We start from the raw sequence: 15,622 nt of genomic DNA, 5'->3' as shown, positions 1-15,622 counted from the left end.
GCCTTCTTTATTGAATATATAGATGACAAGTCGAAAAAATTTCATAGTTCTATAACATGGTGTGATCATCTTTTTGATATAGTAAAGAAAAGGGGGAGAATATATGTATACATTAAAAATCGTTTCAGACAGAGAAGCTCTTTATCAATTTGCAAGTTATGTAAGAGTTGTGCAAGGGGTTGAAGATGTATATGTAGAGGTGGGAGAACCTTTATATGAACATCCGTTGATGAAGTTTTATGTACATATTAAGCTGAAAGAAACATATGAGCAGCATAAAGCGTTACAAGAAATAGCAAGATTAGTAGAATTAGGGCGATTTACATACGTCCATTATCGTAATGATGAAATTGAAGAAGCTTTTGAAGCTGTAAAATATGAAAGTTTTAAGAAATAGAAATGGGAAAAAAGGAAGCGGAAACTTCCTTTTTTTTCTTGGAAATTACATCAACAAAAGGAGAAAAATTTTGTTATGATAAGGGAGGGTGAGGAAAGGAGAGTTTACATATTGGGGTATATTGAAGAGTTACGCAAAGTCGTTGGAACAAGGCCACTTATTCTCGTTGGGTCAGCAATTATTATATTAAATGATAATCAAGAAGTATTGCTTCAATATCGTTCAGATACATATGATTGGGGTGTACCTGGTGGGGCGATGGAACTGGGCGAAACGACAGAAGAAACTGCACGTAGAGAGTTATTTGAAGAAACGGGGTTAACTGCAAAAATAATGCAATTTCTTGGTGTTCTATCAGGAAAGGAAGTATATTTCCGTTATCCTAATGGAGATGAAATTTTTAATGTCATTCATCTGTATCAAGGGCATCATGTGAGTGGGGAATTAAAGCTCGATCATGAAGGATTGAAGCTTCAATATTTTCCGGTAGATAAGTTACCCAAATTGAATGAAACGACAGAGAAAATTTTACAAAAATTTTTATATGCATTGACAGAATAGAAGGTTAATTCCTTCTATTTTTATTATATTAAATATTTTGATTTTTTAGTATGTTTATAGTATGATAGTTATAGATATACATCTTATGGAATTTCACCTAAAAACTGACTAGGGTACATAAGAGAGGGGCAAGTGCAAAATGCATAATGTTGTTATTACAGCTGCAGTTCGTTCGCCAATTGGAACTTTTGGGGGAGCGCTAAAAAATGTAACGCCAGTAGAATTAGCTGTTCCTGTACTTCAGGAAGCTGTAAAACGAGGCGGGGTAGAACCACACGAAGTTGATGAAGTGATTTTAGGTCATTGTATTCAAAGAACTGATGAAGCAAATACGGCAAGAACAGCTGCATTAGCGGCAGGATTTCCTGACACAGTTACAGGGTATACAATCCAACGCCAATGTTCTTCAGGTATGCAAGCAATTATGTCAGCTGCAATGCAAATTCAATTAGGTGTAAGTGATGTTGTTATTGCAGGTGGAGTAGAAGCAATGAGTTCAAGCCCTTATGCATTGAAACAACACCGCTGGGGACAACGTCTACAGCACGGAGAAATTCGTGATACGGTGTGGGAAGTGTTAGAAGATCCGATTCATCATATTATGATGGGGGAAACAGCGGAAAATTTAGTTGAACAATATGAAATTACAAGAGAGGAACAAGATGAAGTTGCTCTTCGAAGTCATACATTGGCACTGAAGGCAATCGAGTCTGGATACTTTGACGATCAAATTGTTCCTATTAAAATAAAAGAACGTAGAAAAGAAGTAGTATTTTCAAAGGATGAACATCCACGTGCTGATATTACAGCAGAAAAATTAGCTGGATTAAAACCAGCTTTCCGTAAAGATGGTTCAGTAACTGCAGGTAATGCATCTGGCCTGAATGACGGAAGCGCGGTTCTAGTATTAATGAGCGAAGAAAAAGCGAAAGAAAAAGGCTTACAACCGTTAGCTAGAATTGTTGGATATTCAGTAGCTGGAGTAGATCCAAAAGTTATGGGTATTGGACCAGCACCAGCAATTCGTAAAGGTTTAGAAAAAGTAGATTGGTCATTGGAAGATGCAGATTTACTTGAAATTAATGAAGCTTTCGCGGCTCAATATTTGGCTGTAGAGAAAGAGTTAGGCTTAGACCGTGAAAAAGTGAACGTAAACGGTAGTGGCGTAGGACTTGGGCATCCAATTGGTTGTACAGGGGCTCGTATTACAGTAAGTTTAATTCACGAATTAAAAAGACGTGGGTTAGAAAAAGGAATTGCCTCTTTATGCGTCGGTGGCGGTATCGGGGTTGCCTTATTTATAGAAGCACTATAAAAAAGAAGCAGCTATTGCTGCTTCTTTTTTTACGATTCAAATAGATGATGAAATAATCGATCACGATTTTCAAAGAAAAGTTTCGTCGTTTGGTAATGCTCAGTTTCTTCTAATGTGGATTCGTGAATCCCTTCTTGTGTTAAAGAATATATAGTGGATTCAGGGTAGGCCATTAAAATAGGAGAATGCGTCGCAATAACAAATTGTGAACCTTGTTCCGCTAGCTCATGCATTCGAATGAGCATGGAAAGTTGTCTCATTGGTGATAAAGCTGCCTCAGGCTCATCTAAAATGTATAAACCTTGTCCTGAAAAACGGTTCATAAATAAGGAAAAGAATGATTCGCCGTGAGATTGTTCGTGTAGTGAAACGCCGCCGTAAGATTTTATAGCATCTATTTCATCAATATAAGAAGCAACGTTATAAAATGATTCAGCGCGAAGAAAGAAACCGTCGTTTGGTGTATTGAAACTTTTGGAAATTCGAAGGTATTCATGTAAAGATGAATGTGAATCGTTAGTGCTAAAGCGGAAATTCTTCGTTCCACCTTCTGCATTAAAGCCTAACGCAATTGCAATTCCTTCAAGTAATGTTGATTTACCTGTTCCGTTTTCTCCAATAATGAATGTTACATTTGGATGGAAAGCTAGTGATTGTAATGTTCGAATAGCGGGTAAGCAGTAAGGATATGCGGAAAAACTAGGGATATTTTCTTTTTTTAATGTGACATTTTGTAAAAAAGGTACGTCAATCAATATATAAACCTCAATTCATAAAGGATTTTGATTCTAAAAAGGCGGCAAATACAAGTGTTAATGACACCTGAATCCCTTCCTTATTTTCTGAATATTTTATGTGGATTATATCATTTAAACTATCATATTCCAATGTGAAAATAAATATTGCATGAAGATCCATTCTCTCGTTATGATATATGGTATTCTATTGAAAATGTGAGAAGGAGTTAAAGTATGCCGTTTACATTTGCACATCCAGCAGCAGTTCTTCCTTTTGCGAAAAAGCATTCTAAACATATTTCAGTAACGGCTCTTATATTAGGTAGTATGGCGCCTGACTTTGAATATTTTTTACACTTTAGACCGTATGGTGTAATTGGGCATACGTGGCTTGGATTCTTATATTTGAATTTACCACTTGTCTTCTTGTTAGCATACATATATCATTACATTTTAAAAAAGCCTTTTATAACGCATTTACCTAAACCGTTTGCTGGGTATTATACATATGTAGTAGACAAGCGGTGGGGGCTTCATACATGGAAGAATCTTTTTGTATTTTGTTATTCAGCATTATTCGGTATGTTAACGCATGTTGTTTGGGATGCATTCACTCATAAGACAGGCTATTTTGTTATGAAAATACCATTATTACAAAGAGAATGGTACGGTATCTCTGTTTATAAATATATGCAACATGGAAGTACATGTATTGGTGTTCTATTATTAGTATACGTTTTATGGAAGTATAGAAATGAAATGGGTAAAGATCTTATTTTAGCTTCGGAAAAAAGAAAGTATTGGGTTTCAGTAATTGTTGTAGCAACTATTATATTTATCATGCACGCGTTCCTAGATCCCTATTTTCATATTTTCCAAATTGGAGGTATAATAGTATCTGGACTGACAAGTTCATTTTGTGGACTTGTCATTGTTTCTATAGTTTACAAAGCCAGGGACTAATTTTATATTCATGAATGATAGCGTTAGGAGAAATGAAATGATGAAAGCATGGAAAAGTATTTTTGTTTTATGTAGTTTTCTTCTTATGTTAAGTGGTTGCTTCCATCAAGAAGAAAAGAAAGCTGAACCAAAGAAGAAAGAATCTATTCCTGAAACAAAAGAATATGGTGGGCGTGAGCTGAAAAAAGTAGGACAAAAAGTGAAAGAAACAGGATGGGGTACTTTCAAGTTAGAGCAGATGCATTCTGTGAATCAAACATTTGAAGTAGCGCCAATGAAAATTCACGTACAAGATGTGAAAGTAATTTCTTTATCACAGATGAGTGAAAAGGCAAAAAAAACATTGAAAGTATACACGGCACTAACTCCTGAAGAAGTAAAACGGAGATTAGGGGATAAAGTAAGCCAAGAAGATGCAGAATTATATGCATCGCTAAGTGGAACAGAGATTAGTAATACAATTCGTTACGTTGAGATTACATATAAAGTGGAGAATAGCGGAAATAAAAATATGCAATTTTTCTCTATGAATGATGTTATGATTAATGGTAAGCAACATTTTAAAGTAGCCACTCAAAACTTTTTATATGACGAAGATACGTTAGTTGGTACAAAAAATGTATCAAGAGAAGACTATAAGCCTGGTGAAACAAGAGATGGTATTATTGGTTTAATACTTGACGATGGAAAAGACAAGGTAAAGGATATTCAGTTTACAACTGATGATTTACTTGCAGGGGATTCAGAAACACAAGATGTTGTAAAAGAGCCACAAACGTTTAACATCTCACTAAAATAATGTAAGACAAAACAGTCAGCATTCAAATATTATGCTGACTGTTTTTTTATTTCTTTTATGTATGAATCTACATTTTGAAAAGGCACCTTAATTTTAAACGCATCTTTTTGTTCATTAAATTGCTTTTCATTGTAGGGACCGAAACGTTTATTGTGCTTTACGTCAATAATCCAATAATGTTCACTTTTTTTATTTGCAATTGCTGCGTCAGGGTTATTCGGATCTGATTTTTCCTCGGTTTGTTTTGCAATAATGTATTTATCATCCCAAGCAATGTCTGTAATTTTTGCAGGGATGTATTGTGTGGCATATACAGCATCTGGCGAGGGGAAAAGTTCAAATGCATTTCCAGAAGTACGTATGAGTTCGTATTCATCGTTAACCGTATAAGTTAAGTGACCTGTGTTTCCTGCACAACCAGTTAATAGGAAGGCGACGAATAGGATTATCCATTTTTTCAATATGGGAACCTCCTTTATAATGCTATTGTAACAAATTGTACAAGAAAAGTAAGAGAAACGCTAGTTTACAATGTTTTTTAGAAGTGGTACGATGAGACGGGTAAAGAAGGATATGAAGGAGTCGACATAAAATGAAGTTAAAGATGCATCGTCCAGCGCTTGTAATGAATCGCATAGGTGCTTCCCTAATTGACATGTTTTTAATCTCGGTTATGTATGGTGCAGTAGTAGCTGTTATGACCGGAAACTATAGTGCTATGTTTAAGCGCTTTAATATAAGCTTAGGTGATTTTAGATATGATTTCGCAGTAGTTTTTATATTAATGGCGATATATTTTATTGTGTTACCCTTTATTTGGAACGGTGTTACACTTGGAAAAAAGGTAACGAGAACAAAATTAATTTCATTGAAGAGTGAAAAGCTAACGTTGCAAACATTAATTATAAGATTTTTTGTAGTGTTATTACCGAACGTATTGCTATTAGGAATTCCATTAATATGTAATATATATATGATGTTGTTCCGCAAAGATAATTGTGGTTTTCAGGATTTAATTACAAAAACGAAAGTAATAAGTCTTGTATAATGAAAAAAAGACCTTTTTATACATAAAATAAGAAGGTCTTTTTTTGTTATACAAATACCATTTATGTAATAATATCATTTTTATTTTTAATAGATTGAAAATTTAGAAAATGTTATAATGATTAAAATAATATCTTTATATAATAAGGGGGAGATTAAAATGACTGGAGGTAGTGTAATCTTTTGGGGGATTTTAATTTTCATCGGTTTAGTTTTCGATCAGCGTAATAATAAGAAAAAAGAAGGATAAAAAGTAAACGTTTACAAATGAGATAGCAATTTTCTTGCTTGCAGATTAATCTTATAAAGGAGTATACTGAATGACGGTAAGACTTATAGAAGGGGTAATGAAAATGAAGCTTGCAGGAAAAGTTGCTATCGTAACTGGCGGTGGCATCGGTATTGGACGTAATACAGCTCTTTTGTTGGCTAAACAAGGCGCAAAAGTTATTGTGACGGACATTGATCAAGAGAGTGGACAAGCAACAGTGGAGGAAATTATGAATCTAGGCGGAGAGGCACTTTTTGTATCCTATGATATGGGAAAGCAAGGAGATTGGCAACGCGTTATTAGCATTACTTTGAATGCATTCAGTCGCATTGATATGCTTTTTCAAAATGCAGGTTTATATAAAATAGATTCTATTTTTTCTCGCCAACAAGAGAACGATTCCAATGTACTTTGTATTAATGACGTTTGGATAGAGATAAAACAATTAACGTCATCTTTTATGAAACAGCAAGAAGAAGTGGTGCTTAGTGATTTACCGATTTTCGGTATTATTAGCACGAAAGGACAATCATTTCATACAGTAGAAGCCCTAGTATAATAATGAAAACCGCCCTCAATATATGTGGACGGTTTTTTGTATGTGTATAGTAAAGATAAATTTTTTAGCGAATACGTTGTTCAGTTTGGTTATCAAAGAAATGCGCTTTATTCATATCAAATGCTAATTTAATTTGGTCACCAGGTGAAAACGTATGTCTTGCATCTACACGTGCCGCAAAATCTTGATTCCCAAGTTTCATATACAAAATGGATTCAGCACCTAATAACTCAGCGACTTCAATTTTTGTTGTGAAGGCAGTAGATTGTGAAGCTTCTAAAAATAGTAGTTCATCATGAATGTCCTCTGGACGAATACCTAAAACAATTTCCTTATTTACATAGCCATGTTCACGTAGCATCTTCATTTTTCCTTCGGATACTTTAATTTTTATAGTATTGTCTATAACGAAATCGGTTTCAGTCAATTTACCACGGAAGAAGTTCATAGCTGGTGAGCCGATAAATCCACCCACGAAAATGTTTTCTGGTGTTTCATATACTTCTTTTGGAGTTCCAATTTGTTGGATTTTTCCATCCTTCATAACGACAAGACGCGAAGCCATAGTCATTGCTTCTGTTTGATCATGTGTTACATAAATTGTTGTTGTTCCAAGGCGATGATGTAGCTTAGAAATTTCTGAGCGCATTGCAACACGGAGTTTAGCATCTAAGTTTGATAATGGTTCATCCATTAAGAAAACTTTTGCATCTCGAACGATTGCTCTACCTAAAGCAACACGTTGGCGCTGTCCACCTGATAATGCTTTCGGTTTTCTATCTAAATATTGTTCAAGTCCTAAAATTTTTGCTGCATCTTTCACACGACGATCGATTTCATCTTTTGGTATTTTTCGAAGTTTTAATCCAAATGCCATATTATCATATACACTCATATGTGGATAAAGAGCGTAGTTTTGGAATACCATAGCGATATCTCGATCTTTTGGAGGAACATCATTCATTAGTTTACCATCAATTGAAAACTCGCCTTTTGAAATATCTTCAAGTCCAGCTACCATTCGTAATGTTGTAGATTTTCCGCATCCAGAAGGACCGACAAATACAATAAATTCTTTATCTTGAATGTGTAAATTAAAATCAGTTACAGCTGTTACGTTATTATCATATATTTTATAAATGTTTTCTAATTTAAGTTCTGCCATGGTATTTCCCCCTAGAAATAATTATGCAAACGTTTTCTTTGAGTTCATTATAAACGAATAGATTCAAAAAATAAATAAAAAAATAAAACGTTTTCATTTATTGGAGATTTATTAGTGGTTTTCATATGTTTTCTTAGAAAAAGAACAATAAAAATTGTAAGCGCTATTTTAAATTGAGATAGAATCTGTTATCATTCATTAATGAAAACGTTTGCGCCTTAAAAAAGAGAAAAATGAATGATGAATGAAATGGGGTAGCATAATGGAAAAACAATGGTGGAAAGAAAGTGTAGTATATCAAATTTATCCTCGTAGCTTTATGGATAGTAATGGTGATGGTATAGGAGATCTTCAAGGGATTATTTCAAAGCTAGATTACTTAAAAGAGTTAGGGATTGATGTGATTTGGTTATCACCAGTCTATGAATCTCCAAATGATGATAATGGTTATGATATAAGCGATTATTGTAAAATTATGAACGAGTTCGGAACAATGGAAGATTGGGATGAGCTATTACATGAAATGCATGAACGTAATATGAAACTTATGATGGACTTAGTTGTTAATCATACTTCGGATGAACATAATTGGTTTATTGAATCACGTAAATCAAAAGATAATAAATATAGAGATTACTATATATGGCGCCCTGGAAAAGAAGGAAAAGAGCCGAATAACTGGGGAGCAGCGTTTAGTGGATCAGCATGGCAGTATGATGAAATGACAGATGAATATTATTTACATCTGTTTTCTAAAAAACAGCCAGATTTAAATTGGGATAATGAAAAGGTAAGACAAGATGTTTATGAAATGATGAAGTTTTGGTTAGAAAAAGGAATTGATGGCTTCCGTATGGATGTTATTAATTTTATTTCTAAAGAAGAGGGATTACCAGCTGTTGAAACAGAAGAAGAGGGGTATGTTTCAGGTCATAAGCATTTTATGAACGGTCCAAACATTCATAAATATTTACATGAAATGAATGAGGAAGTATTATCGCATTATGATATTATGACGGTTGGTGAAATGCCTGGTGTAACGACAGAAGAAGCGAAATTGTATACTGGAGAAGAACGAAAAGAGTTGCAAATGGTATTCCAATTTGAACATATGGATTTAGATTCAGGAGAAGGTGGAAAGTGGGATGTAAAACCATGCTCACTTCTTACTTTAAAAGAGAATTTAACAAAGTGGCAAAAAGCATTAGAGCATACCGGATGGAATAGCCTTTATTGGAATAATCATGATCAGCCTCGCGTTGTATCTCGTTTTGGTAATGATGGAATGTATCGCATTGAATCAGCAAAAATGTTAGCGACAGTTCTTCATATGATGAAAGGAACGCCATATATTTATCAAGGAGAGGAAATTGGAATGACGAACGTTCGATTCCAATCAATTGATGAATATCGAGATATTGAAACGTTAAATATGTATAAAGAAAAAGTGATAGACCATGGTGAAGATATAGAAAAAGTAATGGAATCTATTTATATAAAGGGTCGTGATAATGCTAGAACTCCGATGCAGTGGAATGATCAGAATCACGCTGGATTTACAAAAGGTGAACCTTGGATTACTGTAAATCCTAACTATAAAGAGATTAATGTGAAACAAGCAATCCAAGATGAAGGTTCAATTTTTTATTACTATAAGAAATTAATTGAACTACGCAAAAATAATGAAATAGTTGTGTATGGATCATATGATTTAATATTAGATAATGACCCTTCTATTTTTGCTTATGTAAGAACATATGGAGATGAAAAACTACTTGTCATTGCAAACTTTACTGCGGATGAAAGTGTATTTGAAATGCCTAAGGATATTAGTTATAGTGAATCAGAGTTATTTATACACAATTACGATGTAGAAATCGGATCAATAGATAACATTCCATTACGTCCGTATGAAGCGATAGTGTTCAAATTGAAATAAGAAAAAGCCTTATGCCATTTCAAACTTGGCATAAGGCTTTTTAGGATTACCATTTTAATATGGAGAATCCATATGGAGGAAGTGTAACTTGTAATACACTTGCTTCCGCTGAAAATTCTTCGTTTGTATAAATGTTAATTATTTTCTTACCAGTAACATGAAGAGGGAGTGAAACTGTAACTTCACTATTAGTAGGGTTTAAAACGAAAAAGATAGTTTCATCCTCATATGTTTTCGTATAAGAAATATAATTATGTTCATCATTTGCTTCGATGAATTGAAAAGTACCATGTCCTCCAAATGCTTTATGTTGTTTACGTAATAAAATCAATGTTTGTATATGGGTAAATAATGCATGATCTTGTTCCTTAGTATCCCAAATCATACATTTACGGCAATCAGGGTCCATGCCGCCATCCATACCAATTTCATCCCCGTAATAAATACAAGGAGAGCCGATGAAAGAAAGATGGAATACATAGAGCAATTTCAACTTATTTTTATCTCCGTTGCATGTTGTTAAAATTCTTGGAGTATCATGGCTGTCTAATAAATGAAATGCTGCTTCATTTACATTCATAGAGTAGGAATGTAGAGATTCTGTAATTTGCTTCATGAATTCACTTGCTTTAATGGAATCGTTAGCAAAGTAAGAAAGTAGAGCATTTGTAACAGGATAGCTCATGACAGCATCAAATTGATCGCCTTGTAGCCACGGAAGGGCATCGTGCCAAATTTCTCCCAAAATATATACTTCAGGATTTAGTGTCTTTATTTCAGTTCGGAATTCTCTCCAAAAGTTGTGATCGACTTCATTGGCGACATCAAGGCGCCAGCCATCTATATTGAATTCTCGTACCCAATAACGTCCTACTTCAAGTAAGTATTCTTTTACATCTGGATGAGCTGTATTTAATTTAGGCATATACGGTGTAAAGGCGAAAGTATCATAATTTGGAAGTGGTTCGGTTATAATCGGAAATTCATGAATGTGGAACCACTCTTTATATGCGGACTTCTCACCATTCTCTAGTACGTCTTGAAATTTCTCGAAAAAGTATCCACTATGATTAAACACAGCATCGAGCATTACTTTTATACCGTGCTTATGACATTCTTCAACGAGCTCTTTAAAAGTTTCTTTCGTCCCAAATTGTGGGTCAATTTCCATATAGTCAATTGTGTCATATTTATGGTTTGAATGAGCTTTGAAAATAGGTGTGAAATATATTCCGGAAATGCCAAGCTTAACAAGGTAATCAAGGTTTTGAATAACACCAGAAAAATCTCCGCCGAAAAAATTAGTTGGAGTTGGATTCGCACTTCCCCAAGGAAGGGTGTTTTCTGGATTCAGCGTACTATCGCCATTAGCGAATCGTTCAGGGAAAATCTGATACCAAATGGTGTCTTTAATCCAAGGTGGTGCTTTGAATACATCATCTGCATGAATAAATGGAAAACAGAAAAAGTTACCAACATCATCATTTGGAATGCTAGAAAAGAATCCTCGCTCTGCATAAATAAGAGTGTCTGTTTCAGATTTTAATTCAAACCCATAACGTAAGCGTTTAAATTTTGGTTCGATTGCAATGGACCAATAATCAAATAATGCAGTAGAACCCGTTTTTTTCATGGGTGTACTTGCTGATATCCATTTCCCGTCTTTCCATTCGTAAGGATCACCGTAAATAAGATCGGTGCTTTGAATATCATCTCTCTTAGTACGTACTCGGATGTGAATTGTTTGTTCATCATAAGCGTATGCATAATTATCTTTCGGCCTATGATAAATGGCTTCTTTAAACATATAGAAAATCCCCCTTCAATATCTCTATACATAGTATTCCCTTAAGTGTAATAATAAAGCCTGTATTGCAAACGATTGCCTTTCTCGTAGCTTTAATATTGCTTATAAGAGTAGTATTCATTTTATATAAAGTCAATGTATAAAGAGTATAATGACATAATTTTTAAATTAATATTTGCAAAATGAATAAAAGAATGTATAATGATAGACAAATAGCGCAAACGTTTTCATAGATTGAGATATTGTTTGCGCTTCAATTAAACTATTAAATGCAAACGTTTTCAGTTACTGAGGTACATAGACAATTTAGGGAGGTTTTTGGGATGAAGAAAGCATTATCATTATTAACGGTTTCAGCATTATCTATTGGTATGTTATCTGCATGTGGACCGAAAGATTCAGGGAAAAAAGAGGAAAGTAAAGCGAAAAAAGACTATGATCTTCTTGTTTGGGAAGATGATAAAAAAGGTGTTGGTTTAGAACCAGCAGTGAAAAGCTTTGAGGAAAAATATAAAGTAAAAGTAAAAGTTGTTGAAATGCAAATGACAGATCAAGTGAAGAAGTTACGCCTTGATGGGCCAGCGGGGACTGGACCAGATGTTGTAACATTGCCACACGATCAAATCGGAAATGCAGTAACAGAAGGTTTACTTTCTGAAGTGAAAGCAGATGATGCTGTAAAGAGTAAATTTACTAATTCATCAATAGAAGCACAGACATATAACGGAAAATTATATGGTTTACCAAAAGCAATTGAGACACCAGTCTTTATTTACAATAAAAAACTAATGCCAAAAGCGCCAGAAACGATGGACGAGCTGTTTAACTTCTCAAAAGAATTTACGAAAGATGGCAAGTACGGATTTTTAGCATTAGGAGATAACTTTTACTTTGCTAATGCATTCATGGCAGGTATGGGCGGTTATGTATTTGGTGAAAAAGATGGAAAGCCAAATGCAAGTGATGTTGGATTAAATAATAGCGGAGCAGTACAAGGTGCTGAATATCTTCAAAAATGGTACAAGGAAAAATTATTCCCAAAAGGTATTATCGGTGAATCAGGTGGGCCTGCTGCTGATGGACTATTCAATGAAGGAAAAGCAGCTTCTATCATGAATGGCCCATGGGCGTTCCAAGCAATGGAAAAGAACGGGATTGATTATGGCGTTGCTCCAATGCCGAAATTACCAAATGGTCAACCAATGAAAACGTTTGTTGGGGTTAAAGGATGGCATGTAACAAGTTTCTCTAAACAAAATGATTTAGCTACAAAATTCACTGAGTGGGTAACAAATGAAGAAAACGCAAAAATTCGATTTGAGAAAACAAAAGAAATTCCTCCAGTAAAATCAGTAATGGAAGATCCAATTATTAAAGATAACGAAGCTGCAAAAGCAGTTGCAACGCAATCTGAAAATGGAATTCCAATGCCAAACATTCCAGAAATGCAAGAAGTTTGGAAACCAGCTGGAGATGCGCTTCAATTAGTTGTTACAGATAAAGAGGCACCAAAAGCGGCGCTTGATAGTGCAGTGAAACAAATTAAAGGTAATATTGAGGCAAATCATAACAAGAAAAAATAAGGTGAAATTCGTGCCTCTAATATGAGAGGCACGAATTCTCTCCCTTCCATGTAGGAAGAAAAAAGGGGGAAGGAACATGCAAACATCTATGGAACCAGCAAATGGGTTAAACCATTCAAAGCATAGGAAAATGGCAACCATGTTATCAATCATTCCAGGCGTGGGCCAAATGTATAATAAACAATTTGTAAAAGGTCTTATTTTTCTAGTATTAACAGGTTCATTTATTGTAGCCTTTGCTGATTTATTAAATATGGGATTATGGGGTATTGTAACGCTTGGTACAGAAGTTCCACGTGACCATTCTGTCTTTCTATTAGTAGAAGGAATCTTGGCCCTTATCGTTATCGCTTTTGGGCTCGGCATATATGCATTTAACTTATATGATGCATACCAAAATGGAAAGAAACGTGATATTGGAACACCGTTAAATTCTGTAAAAGAGCAATACCGTAATTTGTTAGATCAAGGTTTTCCTTATTTAATGGTTTCACCAGGTTTTCTACTACTTATCTTTGTGGTCGTATTTCCAATCATCTTCGTAATTTTAATTGGATTTACAAACTATGATTTATATCATTCTCCTCCAGCTAAATTAGTAGATTGGGTGGGCTTTAAAAACTTTATTGATATTTTCACTTTACCGATGTGGAGAGAGACATTTGTAAGTGTATTCTCTTGGACTGTCATTTGGACATTCGTTGCAACAACATTACAAGTTGCACTTGGTATTTTCTTAGCGATTATCGTAAATCAGCCCGGTATTAAAGGAAAGGCGATTATTCGAACAATCTTCATTTTACCGTGGGCGGTTCCAGCATTCGTATCTATTCTTGTTTTCTCTGGTATGTTTAATGAAACATTCGGAGCGATTAACAATCAAGTATTAGCTTTATTCGGAATTGAAAAGATTGCTTGGATGACAGATCCATTTTGGGCGAAGATTGCTTTAATTATGATTCAAACGTGGCTTGGGTTCCCGTTTATCTTTGCGATGACAACAGGTATACTGCAATCGATTCCGGGAGAATTATATGAAGCGGCTACAGTAGATGGAGCGACAGCTTGGCAACAGTTTCGTAAAATTACATTGCCACTAGTGTTATACGCAACAGCGCCAATATTAATTACGCAATATACGTTTAACTTTAATAACTTTAGTATCATCTATCTATTCAACGGTGGAGGTCCTGCTGTAGCTGGACAAGACGCAGGTGGAACGGATATTTTAATTTCATGGATTTATAAGTTAACGATGACTTCAGCGCAGTACGGAAAAGCAGCAGCTCTTACAATGATATTATCGTTAATCGTTATTACAGTTGCGTTATGGCAATTTAAGAGAACAAAATCATTCCAAGAAGAGGATATGATGTAAATGAATATTAAAAGACAGAAGATGTTACGTCTCTCATTAAGTTATTTAGTTATTTTCGTAATGTGTGCCATCATTTTCTATCCGTTATTATGGATTATTGGCTCATCGTTTAATCCGGGTGATAGTTTATCTGGATCAAGTATTATTCCACAAAATGCAACGTTAGATCATTATCGTAAGTTATTAGATCTAGAGAATAGTAATTACTTACTATGGTATAAAAACACATTAAAAGTAAGTGTTTTAACGATGATTTTCTCAGTGTTAGCAATTAGTTTTACCGCTTATGCATTTTCGAGATATCGTTTTGTTGGAAGAAAAAATGGTTTATTAACATTTTTAATTCTGCAAATGATTCCAAACTTTGCAGCGTTAATTGCTCTATACGTATTAGCTCAATTAACAGGATTAATTGATACACACCTTGCATTAATTTTAATTTATGTAGGCGGGGCCATTCCGATGAATACATGGCTTATGAAAGGGTATTTTGATACGATTCCGAAAGAACTGGATGAATCAGCTCGTATGGATGGAGCAGGACATTTTCGTATTTTTTGGCAAATCATTATGCCACTTGCAAAGCCAATCGTAGCGGTTGTAGCGCTATTTACTTTCATTGGTCCATTTACAGATTTCATTTTAGCGAGTATTATTTTGCGAACACCAGAAAATTATACTTTAGCAGTTGGATTATATGAAATGGTTGCGAAGAAATTCGGTAATGAATTTACAACGTTTGCAGCGGGTTCTGTGTTAATTGCGATCCCAATTTCAATTTTATTCCTATCACTACAAAAATACTTTATTTCTGGTTTAACAGCTGGAGGTACAAAAGGATGAAAAATGGGACATTACGTCCCATTTTTCTTTTCATCTCCCTATAAATAAGTTTATAGGGAGATGAAAAGAGATTTGACATCACATGTGAAAAGAAGTGAAATAAATAGTATATTATAGTATAGGAAAAAATAGCTATATCCCTTACAATACATGAAGAGGGAGAATAGGATTAGTTTTGCAAGATATAAGAAATGAAAGTTTATGACTTGCAATGAGTGCGAGATAAAATATATGAAAAATGGCAGAGAAATGAGAGGA

At 34.5% G+C, this 15,622-nt stretch carries 16 protein-coding genes; 12 read left to right on the top strand and 4 right to left on the bottom strand.

Features of this window, described 5'->3' with window-relative positions; translation table 11 throughout:
• The first annotated feature begins 103 nt into the window (after positions 1–103).
• From MHB52_RS20910 to MHB52_RS20900, 3 genes are all read left to right on the top strand, one after another.
• A complete protein-coding gene (locus MHB52_RS20910; RefSeq protein ID WP_000288330.1) occupies positions 104–397 on the top strand; it encodes a DUF3928 family protein in 294 nt (97 codons plus the stop codon).
• A 111-nt stretch (positions 398–508) separates the two neighbouring features.
• On the top strand, positions 509–958 hold the full coding sequence (locus tag MHB52_RS20905; protein WP_061663485.1) for an NUDIX hydrolase: 450 nt from the start codon (positions 509–511) through the stop codon (positions 956–958).
• Positions 959–1,097: 139 nt separating this feature from the next.
• Complete coding sequence (locus MHB52_RS20900; protein ID WP_000552070.1) at positions 1,098–2,273, top strand: acetyl-CoA C-acetyltransferase; 1,176 nt, start codon at positions 1,098–1,100, stop codon at positions 2,271–2,273.
• A 29-nt stretch (positions 2,274–2,302) separates the two neighbouring features.
• Here MHB52_RS20900 and MHB52_RS20895 read toward each other — a convergent pair whose 3' ends face one another.
• Positions 2,303–3,028 carry an AAA family ATPase gene (locus MHB52_RS20895; protein ID WP_000568001.1) on the bottom strand — a complete coding sequence of 242 codons (726 nt, stop codon included), beginning with the start codon at positions 3,026–3,028 and terminating at the stop codon, positions 2,303–2,305.
• Positions 3,029–3,244: 216 nt separating this feature from the next.
• On the opposite strand from MHB52_RS20895, the gene MHB52_RS20890 reads away from it, so the two are divergent.
• Positions 3,245–3,973 (top strand): DUF4184 family protein, encoded by a 729-nt coding sequence (locus MHB52_RS20890; protein WP_044795968.1) that lies wholly within the window; start codon positions 3,245–3,247, stop codon positions 3,971–3,973.
• A gap of 37 nt (positions 3,974–4,010) precedes the next feature.
• Positions 4,011–4,772 (top strand): hypothetical protein, encoded by a 762-nt coding sequence (locus MHB52_RS20885; RefSeq protein WP_000973894.1) that lies wholly within the window; start codon positions 4,011–4,013, stop codon positions 4,770–4,772.
• A gap of 29 nt (positions 4,773–4,801) precedes the next feature.
• Here MHB52_RS20885 and MHB52_RS20880 read toward each other — a convergent pair whose 3' ends face one another.
• Positions 4,802–5,233: a DUF3997 domain-containing protein gene (locus MHB52_RS20880; RefSeq protein ID WP_044795969.1), complete on the bottom strand. Its 432-nt coding sequence runs from the start codon at positions 5,231–5,233 to the stop codon at positions 4,802–4,804.
• Between the two features lie 131 nt (positions 5,234–5,364).
• Here MHB52_RS20880 and MHB52_RS20875 point away from each other — a divergent pair, with 131 nt between their 5' ends.
• The 3 genes from MHB52_RS20875 (at position 5,365) to MHB52_RS20865 (ending at position 6,649) form a co-directional block, all read left to right on the top strand.
• Entirely contained in the window at positions 5,365–5,820 is a 456-nt protein-coding gene (locus tag MHB52_RS20875; RefSeq protein ID WP_061663486.1) for an RDD family protein, read from the top strand.
• Positions 5,821–5,979: 159 nt separating this feature from the next.
• Complete coding sequence (locus MHB52_RS20870; protein ID WP_000145650.1) at positions 5,980–6,069, top strand: hypothetical protein; 90 nt, start codon at positions 5,980–5,982, stop codon at positions 6,067–6,069.
• A gap of 70 nt (positions 6,070–6,139) precedes the next feature.
• On the top strand, positions 6,140–6,649 hold the full coding sequence (locus MHB52_RS20865) for an SDR family NAD(P)-dependent oxidoreductase (protein WP_000218410.1): 510 nt from the start codon (positions 6,140–6,142) through the stop codon (positions 6,647–6,649).
• 64 nt (positions 6,650–6,713) lie between these two features.
• Here MHB52_RS20865 and MHB52_RS20860 read toward each other — a convergent pair whose 3' ends face one another.
• Positions 6,714–7,814: an ABC transporter ATP-binding protein gene (locus tag MHB52_RS20860; protein ID WP_061663487.1), complete on the bottom strand. Its 1,101-nt coding sequence runs from the start codon at positions 7,812–7,814 to the stop codon at positions 6,714–6,716.
• A gap of 262 nt (positions 7,815–8,076) precedes the next feature.
• On the opposite strand from MHB52_RS20860, the gene malL reads away from it, so the two are divergent.
• Positions 8,077–9,753: an oligo-1,6-glucosidase gene (gene malL, locus MHB52_RS20855; RefSeq protein ID WP_000415178.1), complete on the top strand. Its 1,677-nt coding sequence runs from the start codon at positions 8,077–8,079 to the stop codon at positions 9,751–9,753.
• Positions 9,754–9,799: 46 nt separating this feature from the next.
• On the opposite strand, the gene MHB52_RS20850 is transcribed toward malL, so the two are convergent.
• A complete protein-coding gene (locus MHB52_RS20850; RefSeq protein WP_000471788.1) occupies positions 9,800–11,560 on the bottom strand; it encodes an alpha-glycosidase in 1,761 nt (586 codons plus the stop codon).
• Between the two features lie 323 nt (positions 11,561–11,883).
• Here MHB52_RS20850 and MHB52_RS20845 point away from each other — a divergent pair, with 323 nt between their 5' ends.
• From MHB52_RS20845 to malD, 3 genes are all read left to right on the top strand, one after another.
• The gene (locus tag MHB52_RS20845) at positions 11,884–13,143 is read left to right on the top strand and encodes an extracellular solute-binding protein (RefSeq protein ID WP_000709923.1); all 1,260 of its coding nucleotides are present in this window, start codon (positions 11,884–11,886) and stop codon (positions 13,141–13,143) included.
• A gap of 76 nt (positions 13,144–13,219) precedes the next feature.
• Entirely contained in the window at positions 13,220–14,521 is a 1,302-nt protein-coding gene (malC, locus tag MHB52_RS20840; RefSeq protein WP_001194993.1) for a maltosaccharide ABC transporter permease MalC, read from the top strand.
• A complete protein-coding gene (malD, locus tag MHB52_RS20835; protein ID WP_001022608.1) occupies positions 14,522–15,364 on the top strand; it encodes a maltosaccharide ABC transporter permease MalD in 843 nt (280 codons plus the stop codon).
• Positions 15,365–15,622: the final 258 nt, after the last annotated feature.

It is taken from the genome of Bacillus sp. FSL K6-0073 (assembly GCF_038006085.1).
GTDB classification, from domain to species: Bacteria; Bacillota; Bacilli; order Bacillales; family Bacillaceae_G; genus Bacillus_A; species Bacillus_A cereus.
This window is presented reverse-complemented; position numbering and strand designations above follow the sequence as displayed.

Coding starts and splice junctions, on each gene's coding strand:
- MHB52_RS20910 (WP_000288330.1), top strand. CDS start 104: ATGTATACATTAAAAATCGTTTCAGACAGAGAAGCTCTTTATCAATTT.
- MHB52_RS20900 (WP_000552070.1), top strand. CDS start 1,098: ATGCATAATGTTGTTATTACAGCTGCAGTTCGTTCGCCAATTGGAACT.
- MHB52_RS20890 (WP_044795968.1), top strand. CDS start 3,245: ATGCCGTTTACATTTGCACATCCAGCAGCAGTTCTTCCTTTTGCGAAA.
- MHB52_RS20885 (WP_000973894.1), top strand. CDS start 4,011: ATGATGAAAGCATGGAAAAGTATTTTTGTTTTATGTAGTTTTCTTCTT.
- MHB52_RS20875 (WP_061663486.1), top strand. CDS start 5,365: ATGAAGTTAAAGATGCATCGTCCAGCGCTTGTAATGAATCGCATAGGT.
- MHB52_RS20870 (WP_000145650.1), top strand. CDS start 5,980: ATGACTGGAGGTAGTGTAATCTTTTGGGGGATTTTAATTTTCATCGGT.
- MHB52_RS20865 (WP_000218410.1), top strand. CDS start 6,140: ATGACGGTAAGACTTATAGAAGGGGTAATGAAAATGAAGCTTGCAGGA.
- MHB52_RS20860 (WP_061663487.1), bottom strand. CDS start 7,814: ATGGCAGAACTTAAATTAGAAAACATTTATAAAATATATGATAATAAC.
- malL (WP_000415178.1), top strand. CDS start 8,077: ATGGAAAAACAATGGTGGAAAGAAAGTGTAGTATATCAAATTTATCCT.
- MHB52_RS20850 (WP_000471788.1), bottom strand. CDS start 11,560: ATGTTTAAAGAAGCCATTTATCATAGGCCGAAAGATAATTATGCATAC.
- MHB52_RS20845 (WP_000709923.1), top strand. CDS start 11,884: ATGAAGAAAGCATTATCATTATTAACGGTTTCAGCATTATCTATTGGT.
- malC (WP_001194993.1), top strand. CDS start 13,220: ATGCAAACATCTATGGAACCAGCAAATGGGTTAAACCATTCAAAGCAT.
- malD (WP_001022608.1), top strand. CDS start 14,522: ATGAATATTAAAAGACAGAAGATGTTACGTCTCTCATTAAGTTATTTA.